Source organism: Chryseobacterium formosense (genome assembly GCF_900116415.1).
GTDB classification, from domain to species: Bacteria; Bacteroidota; Bacteroidia; order Flavobacteriales; family Weeksellaceae; genus Chryseobacterium; species Chryseobacterium formosense.
Genome location: NZ_FPAP01000002.1, coordinates 309,154 through 326,446, shown reverse-complemented (window position 1 = coordinate 326,446; position 17,293 = coordinate 309,154). Strand labels below are relative to the sequence as shown.

The following is a 17,293-nucleotide window of genomic DNA, read 5'->3' as shown; positions in this document are numbered from 1 at the left end:
AAATCACTATATTTGTTGGCATATTATGACTTCAGAAGACGTAAAAATATTTTTTGAAAATTATTTTGGTGAAAAATCTGTTGAATTTATCACTTTAGCTCAAAGCGGTTCTGCAAGAGTAAATTTTCTGGCTGAAAACCGCAACGCAAAATACATCATTACCTGTAACGACAATATTCCGGAAAACGAAAGTTTTCTCTATTATTCGAATGTATTTTCTGATTTACAACTCAATACTCCGGTCATGTATTATATTTCTGATGACCGAAAAATGTATATTCAGGAATATTTAGGTAAAAAGACACTCTCAGAAATTATTGCTGAAGAAGGATTGTCGGATAGGGTAAAACTATTGGTAAAAGAGACACTCAGAAAACTTTTTGAACTTCAGACAAAAACCGAAGGTAAAATAGATTTCAAAAAAACTTTCGAATATGAAAGTTACGACGAACTTCCCATTATCCATGATCTTTATTATTTCAAAAATTTTGTGGCTGATGTTCTGGAAATGGAATATCACAAATCTACCTTGCTGAAAGAGTTCAAAAAAATCGCTGACCTCATCGAAAATCTCGAACCGAAGGGAATCATGATCCGTGATTTTCAGGCTCGGAATATTATGGTAAATGATAACGATGAAGTTTCATTTATCGATTATCAGTCGGCAATGAAAGGTCCTCTGATGTACGATGTAATTTCTTTTCTGTTTCAGGCTAAAGCCAATTTTCCGGAAGATTTTAAAAATGAAATGCTTGAATTTTATATTCAGCAGTTTGAAAATACAGAGATTCAAAATCAACTAAAAAATTCGGTGAAACCAGTTCAGATGATGAGATTTCTGCAGGTTTTGGGAGCTTATGGTTTCCGCGGACTGATTCAAAGGAAGCAACATTTTATTTCAAGCATCGAAAAAGGCATTCAGAATATTACAGATTTTGCTGAAAATTGGGAAGAAATCATGAACTTCCCTGAGCTGAAAAAAGTGATTGGGCAATTGAATTTGGAGAAAACAAAATTGAAAATTGAGGAAATATTAAACAATTAATTTTAAAACACGCTTTGTCATTCCGTAGGAATCTCAACCCTTTAAATGGAATAAAAATATTTAGATTCCTACGGAATGACAAAACTGTGAAAATTTAAATATTCAAAAAAAGTAAATAAAAAACATGCTACACATAGACATCCACAGTTTTTCATATAAAAAAGGAGGAATTCCTAAAGATGAAACCGGAAACGGCGGCGGTTTTACATTCGACTGCCGTGGGATTTTAAATCCGGGAAGAGTGGAAGAATATAAAATCCAGACCGGAAACGACATCGGCGTGCAGGAGTATCTGGAAACGAAAACCGATATGCCCAAGTTTTTAGAATTAATTAAAAGTCTAGTTTCTATCAATATCGATAATTACTTGGGAAGAGGTTTTGAAAATCTCCAAATCAATTTCGGTTGTACGGGTGGACAACACAGATCGGTATATTCGGCCATAAAAATTGCTCATTTTATTGAAGAAAAATATGGTGATAAAGTAGAAATCAGCCTTCATCACGATGAACAGCATCAACTTAATAATAAGCAATAAGTAATGTGTAATAAGTGATATTTTTAATATCGTTATTAATATTTATTCTCATGAATTACTCATTATCAATTACCCATTACCTATAATTATGAAGGCATTAATTTTTGCGGCAGGAAAAGGAACCCGTTTGAAACCTTTTACCGATCATCATCCGAAAGCTTTGGCCAAAGTAAACGGAATTCCGCTTTTAGAGAGGAATATCAATTATCTTAAAGCTTTCGGAATCACTGATTTCGTGATCAACATTCATCATTTTGGAGATCAGATTGTTCGTTTTTTAAAAGAAAACAACAACTTCGGCTGTAAGATTGAAATCTCCGATGAATCTAATGAACTTCTGGAAACCGGAGGCGGCCTGATTTTTGCTAAAGAATTCCTCAATCATGGAGAAGATTTCCTGATCATGAACGCTGATATTCTGACGAATATCAACATCAATGATTTTGTGAAATACCATAAAGAAATTAAAGATTTTGTTACCTTAGCGGTTTCAGACAGAGAAAGTTCGAGAAAACTGCTGTTTAATGATGATTTGGTTTTACGTGGATGGCTCAATGTACAAACCGGCGAACAGCGTCTTGCAGAATTCAACAAGGGATTCAGACCTCTTGCTTTTAGCGGAGTGCACTGCATCAATCCAGTGATTTTTGATAAGATTAAAAGAACGGGAAAATTTTCTGTGATGGAAGAATATCTGGATCTGATGCAGACCGAAAAAATTCATGGCTTTGTGCATGAAAGCATTTTAGTAGATGTAGGAAGACCGGAATCTGTGATTGAAGCAGAGAAATATTTTAAATAATTTAGGATGAGCATTGAAGGAATACGAGACGAAAGTATAGAAAATACAGAACCGGATATCAACGAAACAAAGCTGCACAACAGTCTACGTGAAAAAACCTGGGACGAAACCATTACCAAAGACAGCTGGATGGTTTTCAAAGTAATGGCGGAATTTGTAGACGGCTACGAAAAGATGGCAAAAATAGGACCTTGTGTTTCTATTTTCGGTTCAGCAAGACTAAAGCCTGAAAGCAAATATTACCAGATGGCGGTAGAAATTGCCGAAAAAATTACGAAAATTGGTTTCGGAGTGATTACAGGAGGCGGTCCCGGAATTATGGAAGCCGGAAATAAAGGCGCTTTCAACGCTCAGGGAAAATCAATCGGATTAAATATCGACCTACCTTTTGAACAACACTTTAATCCTTACATCAATAAGATGTACTCATTGAATTTTGATTATTTCTTTGTAAGGAAGGTAATGTTCGTAAAATATTCGCAGGGCTTTATCGTGATGCCGGGTGGGTTTGGCACCCTAGATGAGTTTACAGAAGCGCTTACGCTAATTCAGACCAACAAAATAGGACGTTTTCCGATTGTTCTGGTTGGTACAGAATTCTGGAGTGGTTTACTCGACTGGTTTAAAGAAACTTTACTTCATGAAGGAATGATCTCTGCAGACGATCTTGATCTTTACCGTGTGGTAGATACCGCTGATGAAGCAGTTGCACACATTAAGGCTTTTTATGACAAATATTCTGTAAACGTTAATTTTTAATTGGCACTAAATTTGACCCAATCTATTTAGCAAAATGCTGTAAATTTATAAATTGAGATGAAAAAAATTTTATATGTATCGAGTATTTTTACATTTTTAATAATGATGAGCTTCACGGTTTTTGACTTCTTTTCTTCGATGACGAAGGTTGACTATGTCGACGGAAGCAAAACACTGAAGTTTACAACGAAGATGAATACCAGTCATATTTCTGATGCTATAAAGATCAACAGAAATACTGCCGGTTTTGAAGCCGAAGTAAAAAAATATGTAAATAGTAACTTTGACGTATTTGTAAATGGTTCTCCCAAGAATTTAACATTCACCGGAAGTCAGGTAAGCGGAGAAACAGTTTGGGTATATTTTGAAACAGGAGGTGTTTCTGACATCAACAGTCTAAAAATAAAGAACACGATACTTTTAAGCGCATTTCCTAAGCAGATTAATCTTGTGAATATTGCTTATAAAGGAAATCTGAAAACGATGAATTTTCAGCGCGGAAAAGAGGTAAATGAGGTTTCTTTCTAAAAGAATTTTAATTTAAATTATATAACAACCATTGCTTTTGCAGTGGTTTTTTTATTTTAATATCCGAATAGATTTAATTTTAATATTTTTAATTAAATGTAGCGCTCCTACGGAGCGCAATGTAAATGCATTCTTAATTTTTCTACACAGATATTGCTCCGATGGAGCAAGGAATATTATACTTTAGACAATCAAAAATAAATACATTGTGCATTTACCCATTTATACCAAAAAAGACGAACATTTCTGTCCGTCTTTTTTATTTTACAAGTATCAATTATTATTGACCTTTAATTTTGAAATCATCAACTTCCCATGTTGCCGCTGCAGAAGATGTTGAAGTATATTTAAATGCTATTCTTACATTTTTACCTAAGAACGCTGATAAGTCTACATTTCCTGAGCTTACCCAATCTCCGAATGCTGCTGTATTTGTATCAAGAGCAGCAGGTAAAGCAACCCAAGTCGTTGTAGCAGGGTTTCCTGTGTAATTTTCTGTAGCATAAACCTGAAGAGCAGGTCCTGAGTATCTCACGTCAGTTGTGAAGCTTACAGCAGCCTTTGTTTTTCCTGCTAAACTTACTGTTTTTGAGATCAGCCAATCTTCATTTGCTACACTTCCCAATGGAGCACTCATTACTGCATAGTAATTGGTTCCGTTACCTTGGTTAGAAGTATTCCAAATCTGAGTACCTGCAACGTTTACGGTCGTCCAGTCTGTACCAAAACCACCTGCAGCAAAATCATCTTTGTATAATACAGGAAGTGGTGTGTAAACTGAACCATCACATCTTGGATCATCCAAATCTGCACCCAAAACATCAGTAATCCATAGCTGATAAGTACCATTAAAAATACTTAGAATACCATAAACATCTCCTTTTCCACCTTCGATTACCTGACCTGCAAAATCTGCGAAATTACTGGTTCTCAATATAACTTTGTTACCTGAACAGTCTTCTAAAGTTCTGTTGGTAACCGCTCCTGATGCGTACACTTTTTCTAAATCTCCAGCGATAAACTGAAGGTTTTTAATTTTAATCCATCTACCTACATCTGCAGCAGTAAATTGGTTAATCATTTTCTCAGTAGAAGTAACTGCAGTAATTGGTTTTTTAGAATCAAAGAAATATTTATAGACATCAGCTTCTGCAATTCTACCAACTGCTCCACTGAATGGAGTTCCCAACTGAATTTCGCCTGAAACAGCTCCTACATATAAGTTTTTAAGTTTTACATAAACTTCTTTACCTACAACAAATCTAGGATCGTTGAACATATCAGCTTTATCGATATTAATTCTGATACCTCCTGTTGCATCTTCAACATAGATATATTTGAAAAGGTTACCTGATTTATCGTTTGCCGTTACTTTAGCTTTAAGAACAAAATCACCTGTAATCAATGTAAGTGGACTTGTTGCCAATTGCTTAACTTCAGCAACTGTTTTCTGAGTTAATCCGTTATCACTGTACTCACAAGGGTTTGATGCAATACCGTCGATTCTCGGGAATTTAGTCATCTCAAGATCAGTAACCTTGTTGATGTACATTTGGTAAGTGCTATTGAATTTGCTGTAAATACCAACAAATTTACCGTTTCCTGAAGGAAGAATCTGATTGGCAAATGATGCATAACCACTGTTTCTTACAACTCTAGTTGTCGTTGTTGTATTATCTCTGATGATTCTGTCCACAGTAACACCATTGGGAGCAAAGTTTGTACATAAGATTCTGTTGTCGAATTCTGCATTATCCATCTGAATCAAACATCCGATATATTGATCGTTTGCAGAAACCATCTGTAAAGAAGTCATTTTCTTAGGAACAATATTTTCTCTGATCGAACATGATCTGAAAATTCTTGCCGGCACAAGTTTCTCAGGAATTCTAGATACGGAAGTTGCCGGTGTTTCAGTTCCGGTTTTTACGCCTAACTGAACAACTCCACCATAAGTTCCTAAAGCCAAACCGGCCAATTTAATATAGATCTTAGATCCCTGAGGATAGTTTGTATAATTACTTACCGCATCTACGCTAATTACGAAACCTTGTGTAGGATTTTCAGCCTTATCTTGAATATAAATTGTCTTATAGATATTTCCCGTTTCATCAGTAGAAGAAACATATCCTTCAACAATATCAGTGGAATTGTCTGGAAAAACAAAAGCAGCAGTTGCAGTAGGAGCAAATTTAGCTCTCAGTTGAGTAAGCGTCATTGTAGCAGTAAGATCTGCACACTGATAACCATCAAGGTTTGGCTCATCATATTTATCATCATGCACACAACCTGTAATTACAAGTGCAGCAAAGATTGCGAAAATATATTTTAAAATTGAATTATATTTTTTCATTATTACTTTGTTTTAGAATCTTAAATAAACATTTGTAAAGAACGTAATTCCTCTGTCATACCAAAGTTTTGGTCCAAAATGAGGTGTTTCTCTTTGAGACTCCTCAAGAAGTTGCGGGAAATTAGCCGCTCTACCTTGTTCGAAACCACCCGTTACATAATTTCTATTATTCAGAATATTATTTACAGATACACTGATTCCCATTCTGTATTTGCCGATTAGGAAAGATTTTCCGGCATTGGCATTTAACATGAACTGATCATCAAATTTAGTTTGCGCCGTCAATTGCTGAATCAACTCAGGACTTGCGCCTGCATATGTATCATTTGTTCCCGGATCTGTATACATTGAAGCTGTTTTATTTAATGCTGAAAAATCAAGATACTGATCCATTAAATAATTTGCAGATGCACCTACCCACCAATATTTAGGTGAATTGTATTTTAAACCAAATGAAAATGCTTTTTGTGGAGTTCCAGCTACTTTATAATCTTTGATGTTTGCCTTACCATAGCTTCTGAAATCATTTAAATCATCAAATGAGTACACATCTGGACGGTTTGTATATTTATATTCACCAATACTTGCAACCCCTGTTGCGTTTAATGTTGGGGTAATTTTCACATCAAAACCAAGTTCTGCGCCTATATATCTCTTATCAACACCTGTCATCGCTTCATTAATTAAGGTATTCATAGACCCTGTTTGATCAGCTACTACGGCATAATATCTTGAAATTTCTGTAGAATTACTTACTGTTGTATAATAACCTGATAATCTTAATTTAAGAATCTGACCTCTCATGATATAGCTTAAATCATTAGAGTTGATAATTTGATTTTTAACTCCTGGAGTTAAATAATCTACAGCTCTAGGATTAATGTATAATTCATTTAAAGTCGGAGCTAAGCTAAAGAATGCCCCATTATAAACAATAAAGTTCTTACCATTGATTTTGTAAGTCACTTTCCCTTTTAAACCTGCATCTAAAGCATCATAGATTGCACTTTTGCCTTTAGAATTATTTTGTAAAATTAAAATACCGCTTTTGTAATCTCCTTCTCTCTGGGATTCAGAATAAGAACTGAAAATAGATGCTACGATATTAAATTTATTGAAATCGACCTCTGATGAAATATTTAATGAGTAATGATTTTTAGTTAGCTCATAAGAATATTGTGTTCTGTCACCAACTTTCACAGTAAAGTTAGGATCATCTACATTGTACTGTACATCATTGTTAAAAGCATTTCGGTTAAATGCAAAATCTGCACCTAATAAATCTTTTATCCTTCTAAAGTTATCAGACTTCAAATTCTGATAATTAAAGTTGATATTTAATTTCCAATTATCTTTTAGTCTTGTATCAAAGTGAGATGCAAAATTGAAAGTTTTATCTCTATTTACGTCCTCCACCAAAGTATAAACAGCTCTTTTTCCTTTTATTGTTTTTGGAGTTCCATCCGGATTTATACCAATTGTATAAGTTTCGACAGGAATGTTGTTATTTTGAGAATATAAACTCGTCCAGTCAATTTGAGACTTCTCTCTAAATTCATCAGCTGTTACAAGTCCATAACTTGGTAGATTCCTATAATAGGTTGGGTTCGGATCTTTTCCGCGGAACCAGTCTAATCTGCTTCTTGCATCACTTCCGATTTGGTACGAAACCGTATTTGTCCAGTTTGAGTTTTTACCGATTTTTAAATAATCAGTAAGCATAAACATCGGTTCAAATACTTTTCTGATTCTTGAATTTCTTTTCTCACCATCTTGCCATCCCCAATATGAATTGTAGTCTTTACCCATGATGTCGTAAACTTCCTGAGTATTCGGTGAATTTGAAGCTCTGTATGTAGGGGAACCGAAACCAGTAAAGTTAATAGAGTGTCTTTCGCTGAATTTTTTCTCAACCGATGCAAAATATGCATAAGCATCCTGATAAACTCCATCAATAATTGCCTGATCTCCCCATCTTCTGCTTCCTGAAACAGTAAACGCCCAACCATTTTTACTCATTCCGGAAGAATACGTTGCCATTGCTCTGTGTAAGTAACTTCTGTTCGTGAATGAATACGCTAATGAAGTCTGTTTTCTGTAAGAAGATGCTCTTGTATTATAATAAACCACACCTCCCAAATTACCAAACGTATATTCTGAAGGAGTAATGTTATCTACATTTTCGTAAGGATATCTTGTCACGTCGTTCAAACCACCCCAGTTGCTGAAATCGATTCTTCCGTCATCATTTTTAGACATAGAAACCCCGTTGAATAAAACATCTTCAAAACGATTGTCTACCCCTCTCGGTCTGAACCAGTAAGCTCCCAATTCAAAAGCCGAAACATTTTGAAATGCATCTCTACCTGAACTCAAAAGCCCTACTGTAGGTTGCATTGCAGAACCTCCGTCTTCTGTATCGTTTGCAGAATCATCAATCACAACAACTCCGGCATCGCTTCCTAAACTGTTATTAAGAACAATCACACCTAAGTCTTTTCTTTTCTCATCAGCAGTTACATCAAACTCTACAATCTTAGATTCGAAGTTCGGTTTTGCAACGGTAATAAGATAATGTCCTGGCTTTAAATCTACAAACTGGAAGTAACCGATTTTGTCTGCAGTTACATCATCAACAGATTGTTCAAGATCAACCTCTGCTCTCTCTACAGGCTTACCATCCTGACCTTTAACATACGCATAAACAGTAGTTTGTGCATAGTAATAGGATGCAGGTAATAGTGTAAACAAAGAGATTAGGGATAGTTTTTTAATCATAATAAACTTATTTTTTACACCTTCTTTATTTAAGGGGCAACAAATTTAGGATTATTTTCATTAACTCAAACATTTTCTGCATTTTATTCTATTAAATATTCTTAACAAGTAAATGATATCCTAAAAAAACAGCTTCTTTATGATTGAAATCAAAAAACAGTTATTAAGATTAATTTAATATTTTATTGATGTAAATTGTGTAATTTTACCCCCTCAATTTTTTGAATATTACGATAACATGAAAAAATTCGCACTCATAATTGCAGTTTTCTGCTTTACACTTGGTTTTTCTCAGCAAAAACAGGTAAAAAGAGCGGCAGTAGCTTTTTTAAATGTAGAAAACCTTTGGGACACTATTGTTTCTGCAGATTATATTGACGGAACAGTACCGTTCTCAAATCCTAAATTCCATAGAAGTGTTCCGATTGATTCTCTTAAATATTTAGAAACTACTGAAGATTACAAAGGAGAATGGAGCAACGAACTTTTAGTAGGAAAAAAAGTTATCCGTCATCAGATTTTAGCAGATGATTTTACTGCAAATAGTAAAAAAAGATGGGGCACAAAATACTACAACCAGAAATTAGCGAACGAAGCAAAAGTAATTTCTGAGCTTGGCAGACAATATACGAATGATAATCCTGCAATCTGCGGTCTTATAGAAGTTGAAAACAGACAGGTAATTGAAGATCTTATAAAGCAGCCTGTTTTAGCAAAAAGCAATTATGGTATTGTACACTATAACTCTTATGATGCAAGAGGAATCGATATTGCTCTTATATATCAGAAAAACAGATTTGTTCTACAGAATTCTTATACCAAAGAAATCAAAGTATACAATGAAGATGGCAAAAGACAATATACAAGAGATGTTTTGGTAGCAATTGGCCTTTTAGACGGAGAAAAAATTGCCGTGTTTATGAATCACTGGCCTTCAAGAAGTGGTGGTGAAGCAGCTTCCCAACCAAGAAGAAATGCAGCTGCGGCAGTTTTAAAAGGCGAAATGGATAAATTATCTGCAGACTACCCTGGAATTAAACTAATTTCCATGGGTGATTATAATGATGATCCTGTAAGTCCGAGTTTGAAAAAATATCTTGGCGCAGTAGAAAGCCCCGAAGATTTATCTGATAAAAAACCATACTATAATTTGATGTATAAGCTTTACAAAGCTGGTGTTGCATCTTTAGCTTACAGAGATGCCCCGAATTTATTTGATCAGATTATTGTTTCCCAGAATCTGTATTCAAAAGAAAAGCTTACCCCAGCTTATACCATTTTTAAAGCAGAGATCTATGCGCCTTCTTATCTTGTTAATAAAGAAGGACAATGGAAAGGATACCCTCTTCGTTCTTGGGATGGCGACCGATTCACAGGAGGTTACAGCGATCACTTTCCCGCTGTTTCGGTTCTTCAGAAAGAATACATCAAAAAATAACAACAAAGGCACTCTATTTGGAGTGCTTTTTTCGTATAAAATCATTAACTTCGTATAAAATCACTAATTATGAAAAATTTTTTCGTTCTAATAGTTTTGATCATTATTCCATTAAAATTATTTGCGCAAAACAATCCTACAAACAACAAGCAAGATTATGTAATAAAAGCTGAGAAAAATGATGATGGAGAATGGGATTTAATTGTTATTGACACAGAATTCTATTACTTTATAAACTCAATAGCACGACCAATAAATTATTACCAAGAGTCTTACTTAAAAAGTAGAAATGCTTCGCTGGTTAATATATGGAATTCTTATTACCGTACCGGCAAGTATCGTGATATAATTGAGTCCTTAATAGATTATAATCCAAAAGAAAACTATGGAATTAAATTCGAGTATAAATTATATCAGATTTTTGTTTATGTTCATTGGAAGTATAAATTGAGGCTAAATGGAATTCAATCAAGCGATGTATTCGGTTAACAAAAAAAGGTTCAGAAAATTCTGAACCTTTTTTATTGTTTATTACAAATGAAGATTATTTGTTGAATAATTCTTCTACTTTATCCCAGTTTACAACATCGAAGAATGCTGTAACATAATCAGGTCTTCTGTTTTGGTAGTTTAAATAATAAGCATGCTCCCAAACATCCAATCCTAAAACCGGAGTTCCTTTTGTATCAGCAACCGGCATTAAAGGATTATCTTGGTTCGGAGTAGAAGTTACAGAAACCGATCCGTCTTCATTTTTTACCAACCAAGCCCATCCTGAACCGAATCTTGTTTTTGCAGCATCAGAAAAATCATTTTTGAATTTTTCGAAACCACCATAATTGTCTATAGCGGTTTTTACACCTCCTACAGGCTCTTTGCTTCCACCAGGAGTTAAAATTTCCCAGAATAGCGTGTGGTTGAAGTGACCTCCACCATTATTTCTTACAGCAGGTTTTTCAACACCTGTTCTGCAGATTTCTTCAATCGACAATCCGTCAAGATCAGTTCCTTCGATTGCTTTATTTAAATTGTCAACATACGCTTGGTGATGTTTTGAATGGTGAATCTCCATTGTTTTTGCATCAATTGTCGGCTCTAAAGCTTCGTAAGCATATCCTAATTTTGGTAATTCGAATGACATAAGTTTTATTTTTAATGTTATGATTCAAATTTAGCCAATATTCAAGCCAACTTCAAAAATTACGGATTATTTTAATAAATCTTTAACATTGATAATAACAAAAACTTCGGCAAAACATATTTATGATCGTTGTTTAGTTAAATTTAAATCAATTTAGAGTTAATATCATGTTTAAATTTATTTTTACTAATTATAATTTTAAACAAACAAAAAGCAGCCAAAATATGACTGCTTTGTATTTATATCTGAAATCAATAAGATTATTTATTCATCGACATCAAAAACTCTTCGTTATTTAGAGTTCCTCTGATATTTTTGTTTACAAATTCCATTGCTTCAATAGGATTCATTTCAGAAAGATACTTTCTTAAAATCCACATTCTCTGCGCAGTAACTTCATCCATTAATAAATCATCACGACGGGTACTTGAAGAAACCAAGTCGATTGCAGGATAAATTCTTCTGTTGGCAATTTTTCTGTCCAATTGAAGCTCCATGTTTCCGGTACCTTTGAATTCCTCAAAAATAACTTCATCCATTTTAGAACCTGTGTCAATTAAAGCGGTTGCAATAATCGTTAAAGATCCGCCACCTTCAATTTTTCTCGCCGCTCCGAAGAATCTTTTCGGTTTGTGAAGTGCATTGGCATCAACACCACCAGAAAGTACTTTTCCGGAAGCCGGAGTCACTGTATTGTAAGCTCTGGCTAATCTTGTAATAGAATCCAAAAGAATCACTACATCATGACCACACTCTACCATTCTCTGAGCCTTTGCCAATACCAGATTCGCAACTTTTACGTGCTTATCAGCAGCTTCATCAAAAGTAGAGGCAATAACTTCTGCATTTACGCTTCTTTCCATGTCGGTAACTTCTTCCGGACGTTCGTCTATCAAAAGAACCATCATATAGACTTCAGGATGATTGGCTGCAATAGAATTGGCAATATCTTTCAGCAACATTGTTTTACCGGTCTTCGGCTGTGCAACAATCATCGCTCTTTGTCCTTTCCCGATAGGTGCAAATAAATCTACAATTCTTGTTGACATTGTAGAATTATCTCCTGATAAATTAAATTTCTCTTCAGGAAATAATGGAGTAAGATATTCAAAAGCAACACGATCTTTGATATAAGCTAAATCGCGGCCGTTCACCTCAGTTGGCTTTAATAATGAGAAATATTTTTCTCCTTCTTTCGGAAGTCTTACAATTCCTCTTACAGTATCACCTGTTTTTAATCCGAAATTTCGGATCTGAGCTGTAGAAACATACACGTCATCCGGTGAAGAAATATAACTAAAATCTGACGAACGTAAGAATCCGTAATTATCTGGTAATATTTCTAAAACACCTTCAATACTAACCAATCCGTCGAAACTGAATTCTTTTTTCTGTTCCTGCGGTTCTTCCTGTCTTTCAGATCTTTCAGCATGTTGCGGTCTGTTCTGATTTTGGTTAGGATTCTGGTTATTATTTTGATTTCGGTTTTGGTTTTGAGAATTTCCACTGTTTTGCTGTGGATGGTTTTGACCTTTCTGATTTTGTTGTGGTTGACCTTGCGGTCTTTTCGGTCTTTCTTCTTTTGCCTGAACTGGCTGAGAATCTGTATTCGTAGGAAGTTCAATTGTTCCTGTTGCTTCAATTTCGCTGGCTGCTGCAGGAGGTGAAATTCTTTTTCTTTTCTGTTTGTTGTTTGAAGGGGCAGGTTTTTCTTCGGTAGTTTCCTGTGTTGTCTCTGCTTTTACTTCTTCAATAGGCGTTTGTTCTGTTTTGGCAGCTTCCGGCTCCGGATTTGGCTGATCTTCTTTCGTTTCGGTTTCAGCCTTTGGTTTGGTAGTTTTTTTAGGAGCAGGTTTTTTAGCAACAGGCTTTGTCACCTTTTCAGCGGGCTTTTCATCCGCGCTTGCAGCTGCTGTTACTTCTGTGGTATTGAAATAATCTTTTGTAACTTTAGGGTTGGATGCCTGAAAATCAAGAATAGCAAAGATCTTATCATTTTCATTGCTGTTTCTTGCAACCTTAACGCCCAAATCCTTTAAGATTTTAGTCAATTCCGTTACGGATTTTGACCTTAACGTTTCTATGTTAAACATATTTAATGTAAAAATGTAATTAGTTGTGAGTAAGAAAAGTAAGTCCGGTGACTTTTGTTTTCAAGTACATTGTATATTGCAAATCTACACTTATTTTTGAATTGTGCAAAATTTATGTTATTTTTGCTACTGAATTTAAAATTCTATGTTACAAAGGATACAGACTATATGGATTTTACTGTCTGTTTTAGCAGCAGTTTTCCTTTTTATTACAGGACAGGATGTGGAGGTTTTCGGAGGCATTCCGGTGATTCAAGTTGCCTCAGTCGTTTTGGTTTTGGCAGGAGCATTCAGTCTGTTTAGCTTTAACAACAGAAAAAGACAAATCTTGCTGAATAATTTCAGCATTATTATAAACGCTTTGTTGATTGGTGTATTGGCGTACTGGTTACAAAACTTATCCGGAGGAATAGATTTTCCTGAGAAGGGTATTGAGCCGGTTTTCCCATTGATTGCGATAATCTGTTTGTTTTTGGCAAACATTTATATCAAAAAAGATGAGAGGCTCGTAAAATCTGTAGACAGACTTCGATAACCTTACAACGATTTTTTGAGTGAGAACAGCTTCTTTTTAGGAGCTGTTTTTTTATTCCCCACAGATTTTCACAGATGGCTTTGCGTAAAAATCTTTTTAAGTATTTGGATCAGTGACAATTTGGTCAAACAAATTAAATTGCCACGAATAACATTTAAAAAATCACAATAAATAATTCGTGCATTCGTGGCAATTTTTATTTTCAAGAATTCCCGCAAAATCTTTTGGAATTAAATATTTTAACGGTTCTGCAACATTTCACACAAACTTGCGACACATTCAATTAATAATTATTGAATAACCATAATCCTAATGACCTAAGGATTTAGTTTTCTTTGCTGAGTGAAACGCCTTTGCGAACCCATAAAACAGTTCGTAGTTTAAAAAAACTTTGTGAACTTTGCGTTAAAATAAGCACTGTGACCGATAGTCGATAACCAAAATATTAAATCAAAGAAATAATACAATTTAAATATGAAAAAGCTAATCTATCTTTCCCTATCACTTTTTACAGCTTCAGCTTTTGCACAGGATGTTTCCGAAGAAAGAGTAAAAACCGTGATTTCAACGTTGTCTTCAGACGAAATGAAAGGCCGTGAAATAGGAACTCCCGAAAACGATAAGGCAGCAGAATACATTGCACAGCTTTTCAAAGAAAACAATCTTGAATATTGCACAGGAAATTCTTACCTCGTTCCTTTTAATTACAAAGGAAAAACAGCTTACAATGTTTGTGGGATTAAAAAAGGAAATTCAGAGAAATTTTTAGGATTTTCAGGACACTTCGATCATATCGGAATGAGCAAAAAATCCGGAGACAACATTTACAACGGTGCAGATGACGACGCAAGCGGAATCACAACTTTGGTAGGAATTGCCGATTATTTTAAAAGTAAAACTCCTGAATTTTCTATGGTTTTCATGGCATTCAATGGGGAAGAAAAAGGAATGTTGGGTTCACAGGCTATTTCTGAAGATAAAAAATTAGACCCTATTTATAACAACCTTTCTGCTTTGTTTAATTTTGAAATGGTGGCTACAGAAGCAGAATTTGGCGAAAATACTGTTTTCATTACAGGTGACGAATTTTCAGATCTTGATGAACTGTTTAACCAAAATGCCGTAAACGGTTTAAAAATCCATCCTGATCCTTATGCGAAGCAGCAGCTGTTTTACAGATCGGATAACGTAAGCTTTGTGAAGAAAAAAATTATTGCACATTCTATTTCTACTGCAGATATGAGCAAAATAAAGCATTATCATCAGGCAAATGACGATATGAGCATCGTAAATTCCGAAAACATGACGCAGATTATCAACAATTTTGCCAAAACTTTAGAGAAATTGAACCCTGAAAATTTCAATCCTAAGTATAGTGATAAAGTAAAATTCAATTAAGAACGTCTTATCTTTAAATTTCCTTATTTTTGTAAGATTAATCTAAAATTTAATGAGTTATTATAAACGAGCGATAGACAACATACTTCCGTACAAAAAATCTATTGCGATTGGTATTTTCTTTAATATTCTTTACGCCCTGTTCAATATTATTGCCATGCTTTTTTTCATGCCTGTATTGAATATCCTTTTTGATAAAGAAGCAAAGAAAGTCAGTTCACAGCCGGTGTACGAAGGTATCACCAAAGCCGGATCATTTTTAAAAGATAGTTTTAATTATTACATTCAGCAACTGCAGATAGAAAAAGGTCCTGAATATATTCTTTTGATTACCTGCATCCTGTTTATCTCTATGTTTTTCCTGAGAAATATCTTCAGCTACTTTTCAGAGTTTTACCTTACATTTTCAAGAACAGGTGTTTCCAGGGATTTCAGAATTAAACTTCATGATAAAATTTTAGATTTACCGGTTTCGTTTTTTACGAATTCCAGAAAAGGAGATGTTTTTGCGAGAATCACCTCCGATGTTGGTGAAGTCGAGGGCAACATTCTCAACAGTTTAATCGACATTATACGTTCCCCGATTGTGATTATTATTACAATGGGCTATCTTTTATATTCCAACTTTGAGCTGACTATTTTCACCTTGATCGTTTTTCCGATTATGGGTACCATCATTTCAATGATCGGGAAAAGCCTTAAACGAGATACAGGAGAAGCACAAAACGAATTGGGAAAAATGTACTCTTTTGTAGATGAAACTTTAGTAGGCCTTAAAATTATTAAAATCTTTGACGCATCCCCTCAAATCAAGAAAAGGTTTGATGATGTCCTGAATAGAATAAGATTTCTTTCTTTACGTCTTTTTAAGAAGAAAGCTTTAGCTTCGCCTGTAAGTGAGCTTTTGGGGGCAGTCACCATCGGTATGATTGTGTATTTCGGCGGAAGATTAGCGATTCAGGGGAAAGGTTTATCCGGAAGTGAGTTTATTACTTATATTGCCTTATTCTATACCATTTTACAACCTTTAAAAGCGCTTTCGTCTGCAATTTCGAATATTCAGAAAGGTGAAGTTTCCGCAAAAAGAATTTTTGAAATTCTAGATGCAGATTATCATATCAAGGAGATAGAAGGAGCAAAGGAAATCAACGGTTTCGACCATAATGTAGAGTTTAAAAACATCACTTTTGGGTATGAAGAAAGAGATGTCCTGAAAGACTTTTCACTTACGATTCCCAAAGGTAAAACTGTGGCATTAGTAGGACAAAGTGGTAGCGGAAAAAGTACAATTGCCAATCTTATCACCCGTTTTTATGATGTAGACCAGGGAGAAATTCTTGTAGACGGAGAAAATATTAAAAATATAAAACTATCCAACTACATAAAACTGTTTGGATTGGTTACCCAAGACAATATTTTGTTTAATGATTCCATCAGAAATAATATTTCGCTCGGAATACCGAATGCAACTTTAGAACAGGTTCAAAATGCCGCAAAAGTTGCCAATGCTCATGATTTCATTATGGATCTTCCTGATCAGTACGATACTAATATCGGTGAGGCCGGAGGAAAACTTTCAGGAGGTCAGAAGCAGAGAATTTCCATTGCAAGAGCCGTTCTTAAAAATCCGCCGATTATGATTTTAGATGAAGCAACTTCTGCTTTGGATACGGAATCAGAGAAATTCGTGCAGGAAGCTTTGGAAAAAATGATGGAAAACCGTACTTCACTTGTGATCGCACACCGACTTTCAACTATCCAGAAAGCAGATTGGATTGTGGTGATGGAAAAAGGGAAAATCGTTGAGCAGGGAAGCCATCATGAATTGATCGCTCGCGGAGGAACTTATCGAAAATTGGTTGAGCTTCAGAATTTTGACTAATAT

The 17,293-nt window shown here is 34.8% G+C and carries 14 protein-coding genes; 10 read left to right on the top strand and 4 right to left on the bottom strand.

The genetic code is table 11. From position 1 onward, the window contains the following. Nucleotides 1-25: 25 nt before the first annotated feature. The 5 genes from BM371_RS07715 to BM371_RS07695 all read left to right on the top strand — a co-directional run bounded on the left by BM371_RS07715 (nt 26) and on the right by BM371_RS07695 (nt 3,672). Complete coding sequence (locus BM371_RS07715; protein WP_034677882.1) at nt 26-1,045, top strand: aminoglycoside phosphotransferase family protein; 1,020 nt, start codon at nt 26-28, stop codon at nt 1,043-1,045. A gap of 124 nt (nt 1,046-1,169) precedes the next feature. Next, entirely contained in the window at nt 1,170-1,583 is a 414-nt protein-coding gene (locus BM371_RS07710; protein ID WP_034677881.1) for a RapZ C-terminal domain-containing protein, read from the top strand. Nucleotides 1,584-1,671: 88 nt separating this feature from the next. Further along, the gene (locus BM371_RS07705) at nt 1,672-2,385 is read left to right on the top strand and encodes a nucleotidyltransferase family protein (RefSeq protein WP_034677880.1); all 714 of its coding nucleotides are present in this window, start codon (nt 1,672-1,674) and stop codon (nt 2,383-2,385) included. Nucleotides 2,386-2,391: 6 nt separating this feature from the next. Continuing rightward, nucleotides 2,392-3,144 (top strand): LOG family protein, encoded by a 753-nt coding sequence (locus BM371_RS07700; protein WP_051882878.1) that lies wholly within the window; start codon nt 2,392-2,394, stop codon nt 3,142-3,144. A 57-nt stretch (nt 3,145-3,201) separates the two neighbouring features. Next, nucleotides 3,202-3,672, top strand: coding sequence for a DUF6702 family protein (locus BM371_RS07695; protein ID WP_034677878.1), 471 nt, complete (start codon nt 3,202-3,204; stop codon nt 3,670-3,672). A 280-nt stretch (nt 3,673-3,952) separates the two neighbouring features. Here BM371_RS07695 and BM371_RS07690 read toward each other — a convergent pair whose 3' ends face one another. Next, entirely contained in the window at nt 3,953-6,025 is a 2,073-nt protein-coding gene (locus tag BM371_RS07690) for a DUF5689 domain-containing protein (protein WP_034677877.1), read from the bottom strand. Nucleotides 6,026-6,037: 12 nt separating this feature from the next. Then, on the bottom strand, nt 6,038-8,803 hold the full coding sequence (locus BM371_RS07685; RefSeq protein WP_034677876.1) for a TonB-dependent receptor: 2,766 nt from the start codon (nt 8,801-8,803) through the stop codon (nt 6,038-6,040). A 238-nt stretch (nt 8,804-9,041) separates the two neighbouring features. On the opposite strand from BM371_RS07685, the gene BM371_RS07680 reads away from it, so the two are divergent. Then, nucleotides 9,042-10,241: an endonuclease/exonuclease/phosphatase family protein gene (locus BM371_RS07680; protein ID WP_034677875.1), complete on the top strand. Its 1,200-nt coding sequence runs from the start codon at nt 9,042-9,044 to the stop codon at nt 10,239-10,241. 69 nt (nt 10,242-10,310) lie between these two features. Beyond that, nucleotides 10,311-10,730, top strand: coding sequence for a DUF6146 family protein (locus tag BM371_RS07675; RefSeq protein ID WP_034677874.1), 420 nt, complete (start codon nt 10,311-10,313; stop codon nt 10,728-10,730). A 55-nt stretch (nt 10,731-10,785) separates the two neighbouring features. On the opposite strand, the gene BM371_RS07670 is transcribed toward BM371_RS07675, so the two are convergent. Together BM371_RS07670 and rho are read right to left on the bottom strand one after the other, a co-directional pair. Next, a complete protein-coding gene (locus BM371_RS07670; protein WP_034677873.1) occupies nt 10,786-11,382 on the bottom strand; it encodes a superoxide dismutase in 597 nt (198 codons plus the stop codon). A gap of 260 nt (nt 11,383-11,642) precedes the next feature. Further along, nucleotides 11,643-13,475, bottom strand: coding sequence for a transcription termination factor Rho (gene rho, locus BM371_RS07665; RefSeq protein WP_034677871.1), 1,833 nt, complete (start codon nt 13,473-13,475; stop codon nt 11,643-11,645). 145 nt (nt 13,476-13,620) lie between these two features. Here rho and BM371_RS07660 point away from each other — a divergent pair, with 145 nt between their 5' ends. From BM371_RS07660 to BM371_RS07650, 3 genes are all read left to right on the top strand, one after another. Further along, complete coding sequence (locus BM371_RS07660) at nt 13,621-14,010, top strand: DUF4293 domain-containing protein (protein ID WP_034677870.1); 390 nt, start codon at nt 13,621-13,623, stop codon at nt 14,008-14,010. 474 nt (nt 14,011-14,484) lie between these two features. Then, nucleotides 14,485-15,408 carry a M28 family peptidase gene (locus BM371_RS07655; protein ID WP_034677869.1) on the top strand — a complete coding sequence of 308 codons (924 nt, stop codon included), beginning with the start codon at nt 14,485-14,487 and terminating at the stop codon, nt 15,406-15,408. Between the two features lie 52 nt (nt 15,409-15,460). Next, nucleotides 15,461-17,290 carry an ABC transporter ATP-binding protein gene (locus BM371_RS07650; protein ID WP_034677867.1) on the top strand — a complete coding sequence of 610 codons (1,830 nt, stop codon included), beginning with the start codon at nt 15,461-15,463 and terminating at the stop codon, nt 17,288-17,290. The last annotated feature ends 3 nt before the right edge of the window (nt 17,291-17,293 follow it).

Coding starts and splice junctions, on each gene's coding strand:
- BM371_RS07715 (WP_034677882.1), top strand. CDS start 26: ATGACTTCAGAAGACGTAAAAATATTTTTTGAAAATTATTTTGGTGAA.
- BM371_RS07710 (WP_034677881.1), top strand. CDS start 1,170: ATGCTACACATAGACATCCACAGTTTTTCATATAAAAAAGGAGGAATT.
- BM371_RS07705 (WP_034677880.1), top strand. CDS start 1,672: ATGAAGGCATTAATTTTTGCGGCAGGAAAAGGAACCCGTTTGAAACCT.
- BM371_RS07700 (WP_051882878.1), top strand. CDS start 2,392: ATGAGCATTGAAGGAATACGAGACGAAAGTATAGAAAATACAGAACCG.
- BM371_RS07695 (WP_034677878.1), top strand. CDS start 3,202: ATGAAAAAAATTTTATATGTATCGAGTATTTTTACATTTTTAATAATG.
- BM371_RS07690 (WP_034677877.1), bottom strand. CDS start 6,025: ATGAAAAAATATAATTCAATTTTAAAATATATTTTCGCAATCTTTGCT.
- BM371_RS07685 (WP_034677876.1), bottom strand. CDS start 8,803: ATGATTAAAAAACTATCCCTAATCTCTTTGTTTACACTATTACCTGCA.
- BM371_RS07680 (WP_034677875.1), top strand. CDS start 9,042: ATGAAAAAATTCGCACTCATAATTGCAGTTTTCTGCTTTACACTTGGT.
- BM371_RS07675 (WP_034677874.1), top strand. CDS start 10,311: ATGAAAAATTTTTTCGTTCTAATAGTTTTGATCATTATTCCATTAAAA.
- BM371_RS07670 (WP_034677873.1), bottom strand. CDS start 11,382: ATGTCATTCGAATTACCAAAATTAGGATATGCTTACGAAGCTTTAGAG.
- rho (WP_034677871.1), bottom strand. CDS start 13,475: ATGTTTAACATAGAAACGTTAAGGTCAAAATCCGTAACGGAATTGACT.
- BM371_RS07660 (WP_034677870.1), top strand. CDS start 13,621: ATGTTACAAAGGATACAGACTATATGGATTTTACTGTCTGTTTTAGCA.
- BM371_RS07655 (WP_034677869.1), top strand. CDS start 14,485: ATGAAAAAGCTAATCTATCTTTCCCTATCACTTTTTACAGCTTCAGCT.
- BM371_RS07650 (WP_034677867.1), top strand. CDS start 15,461: ATGAGTTATTATAAACGAGCGATAGACAACATACTTCCGTACAAAAAA.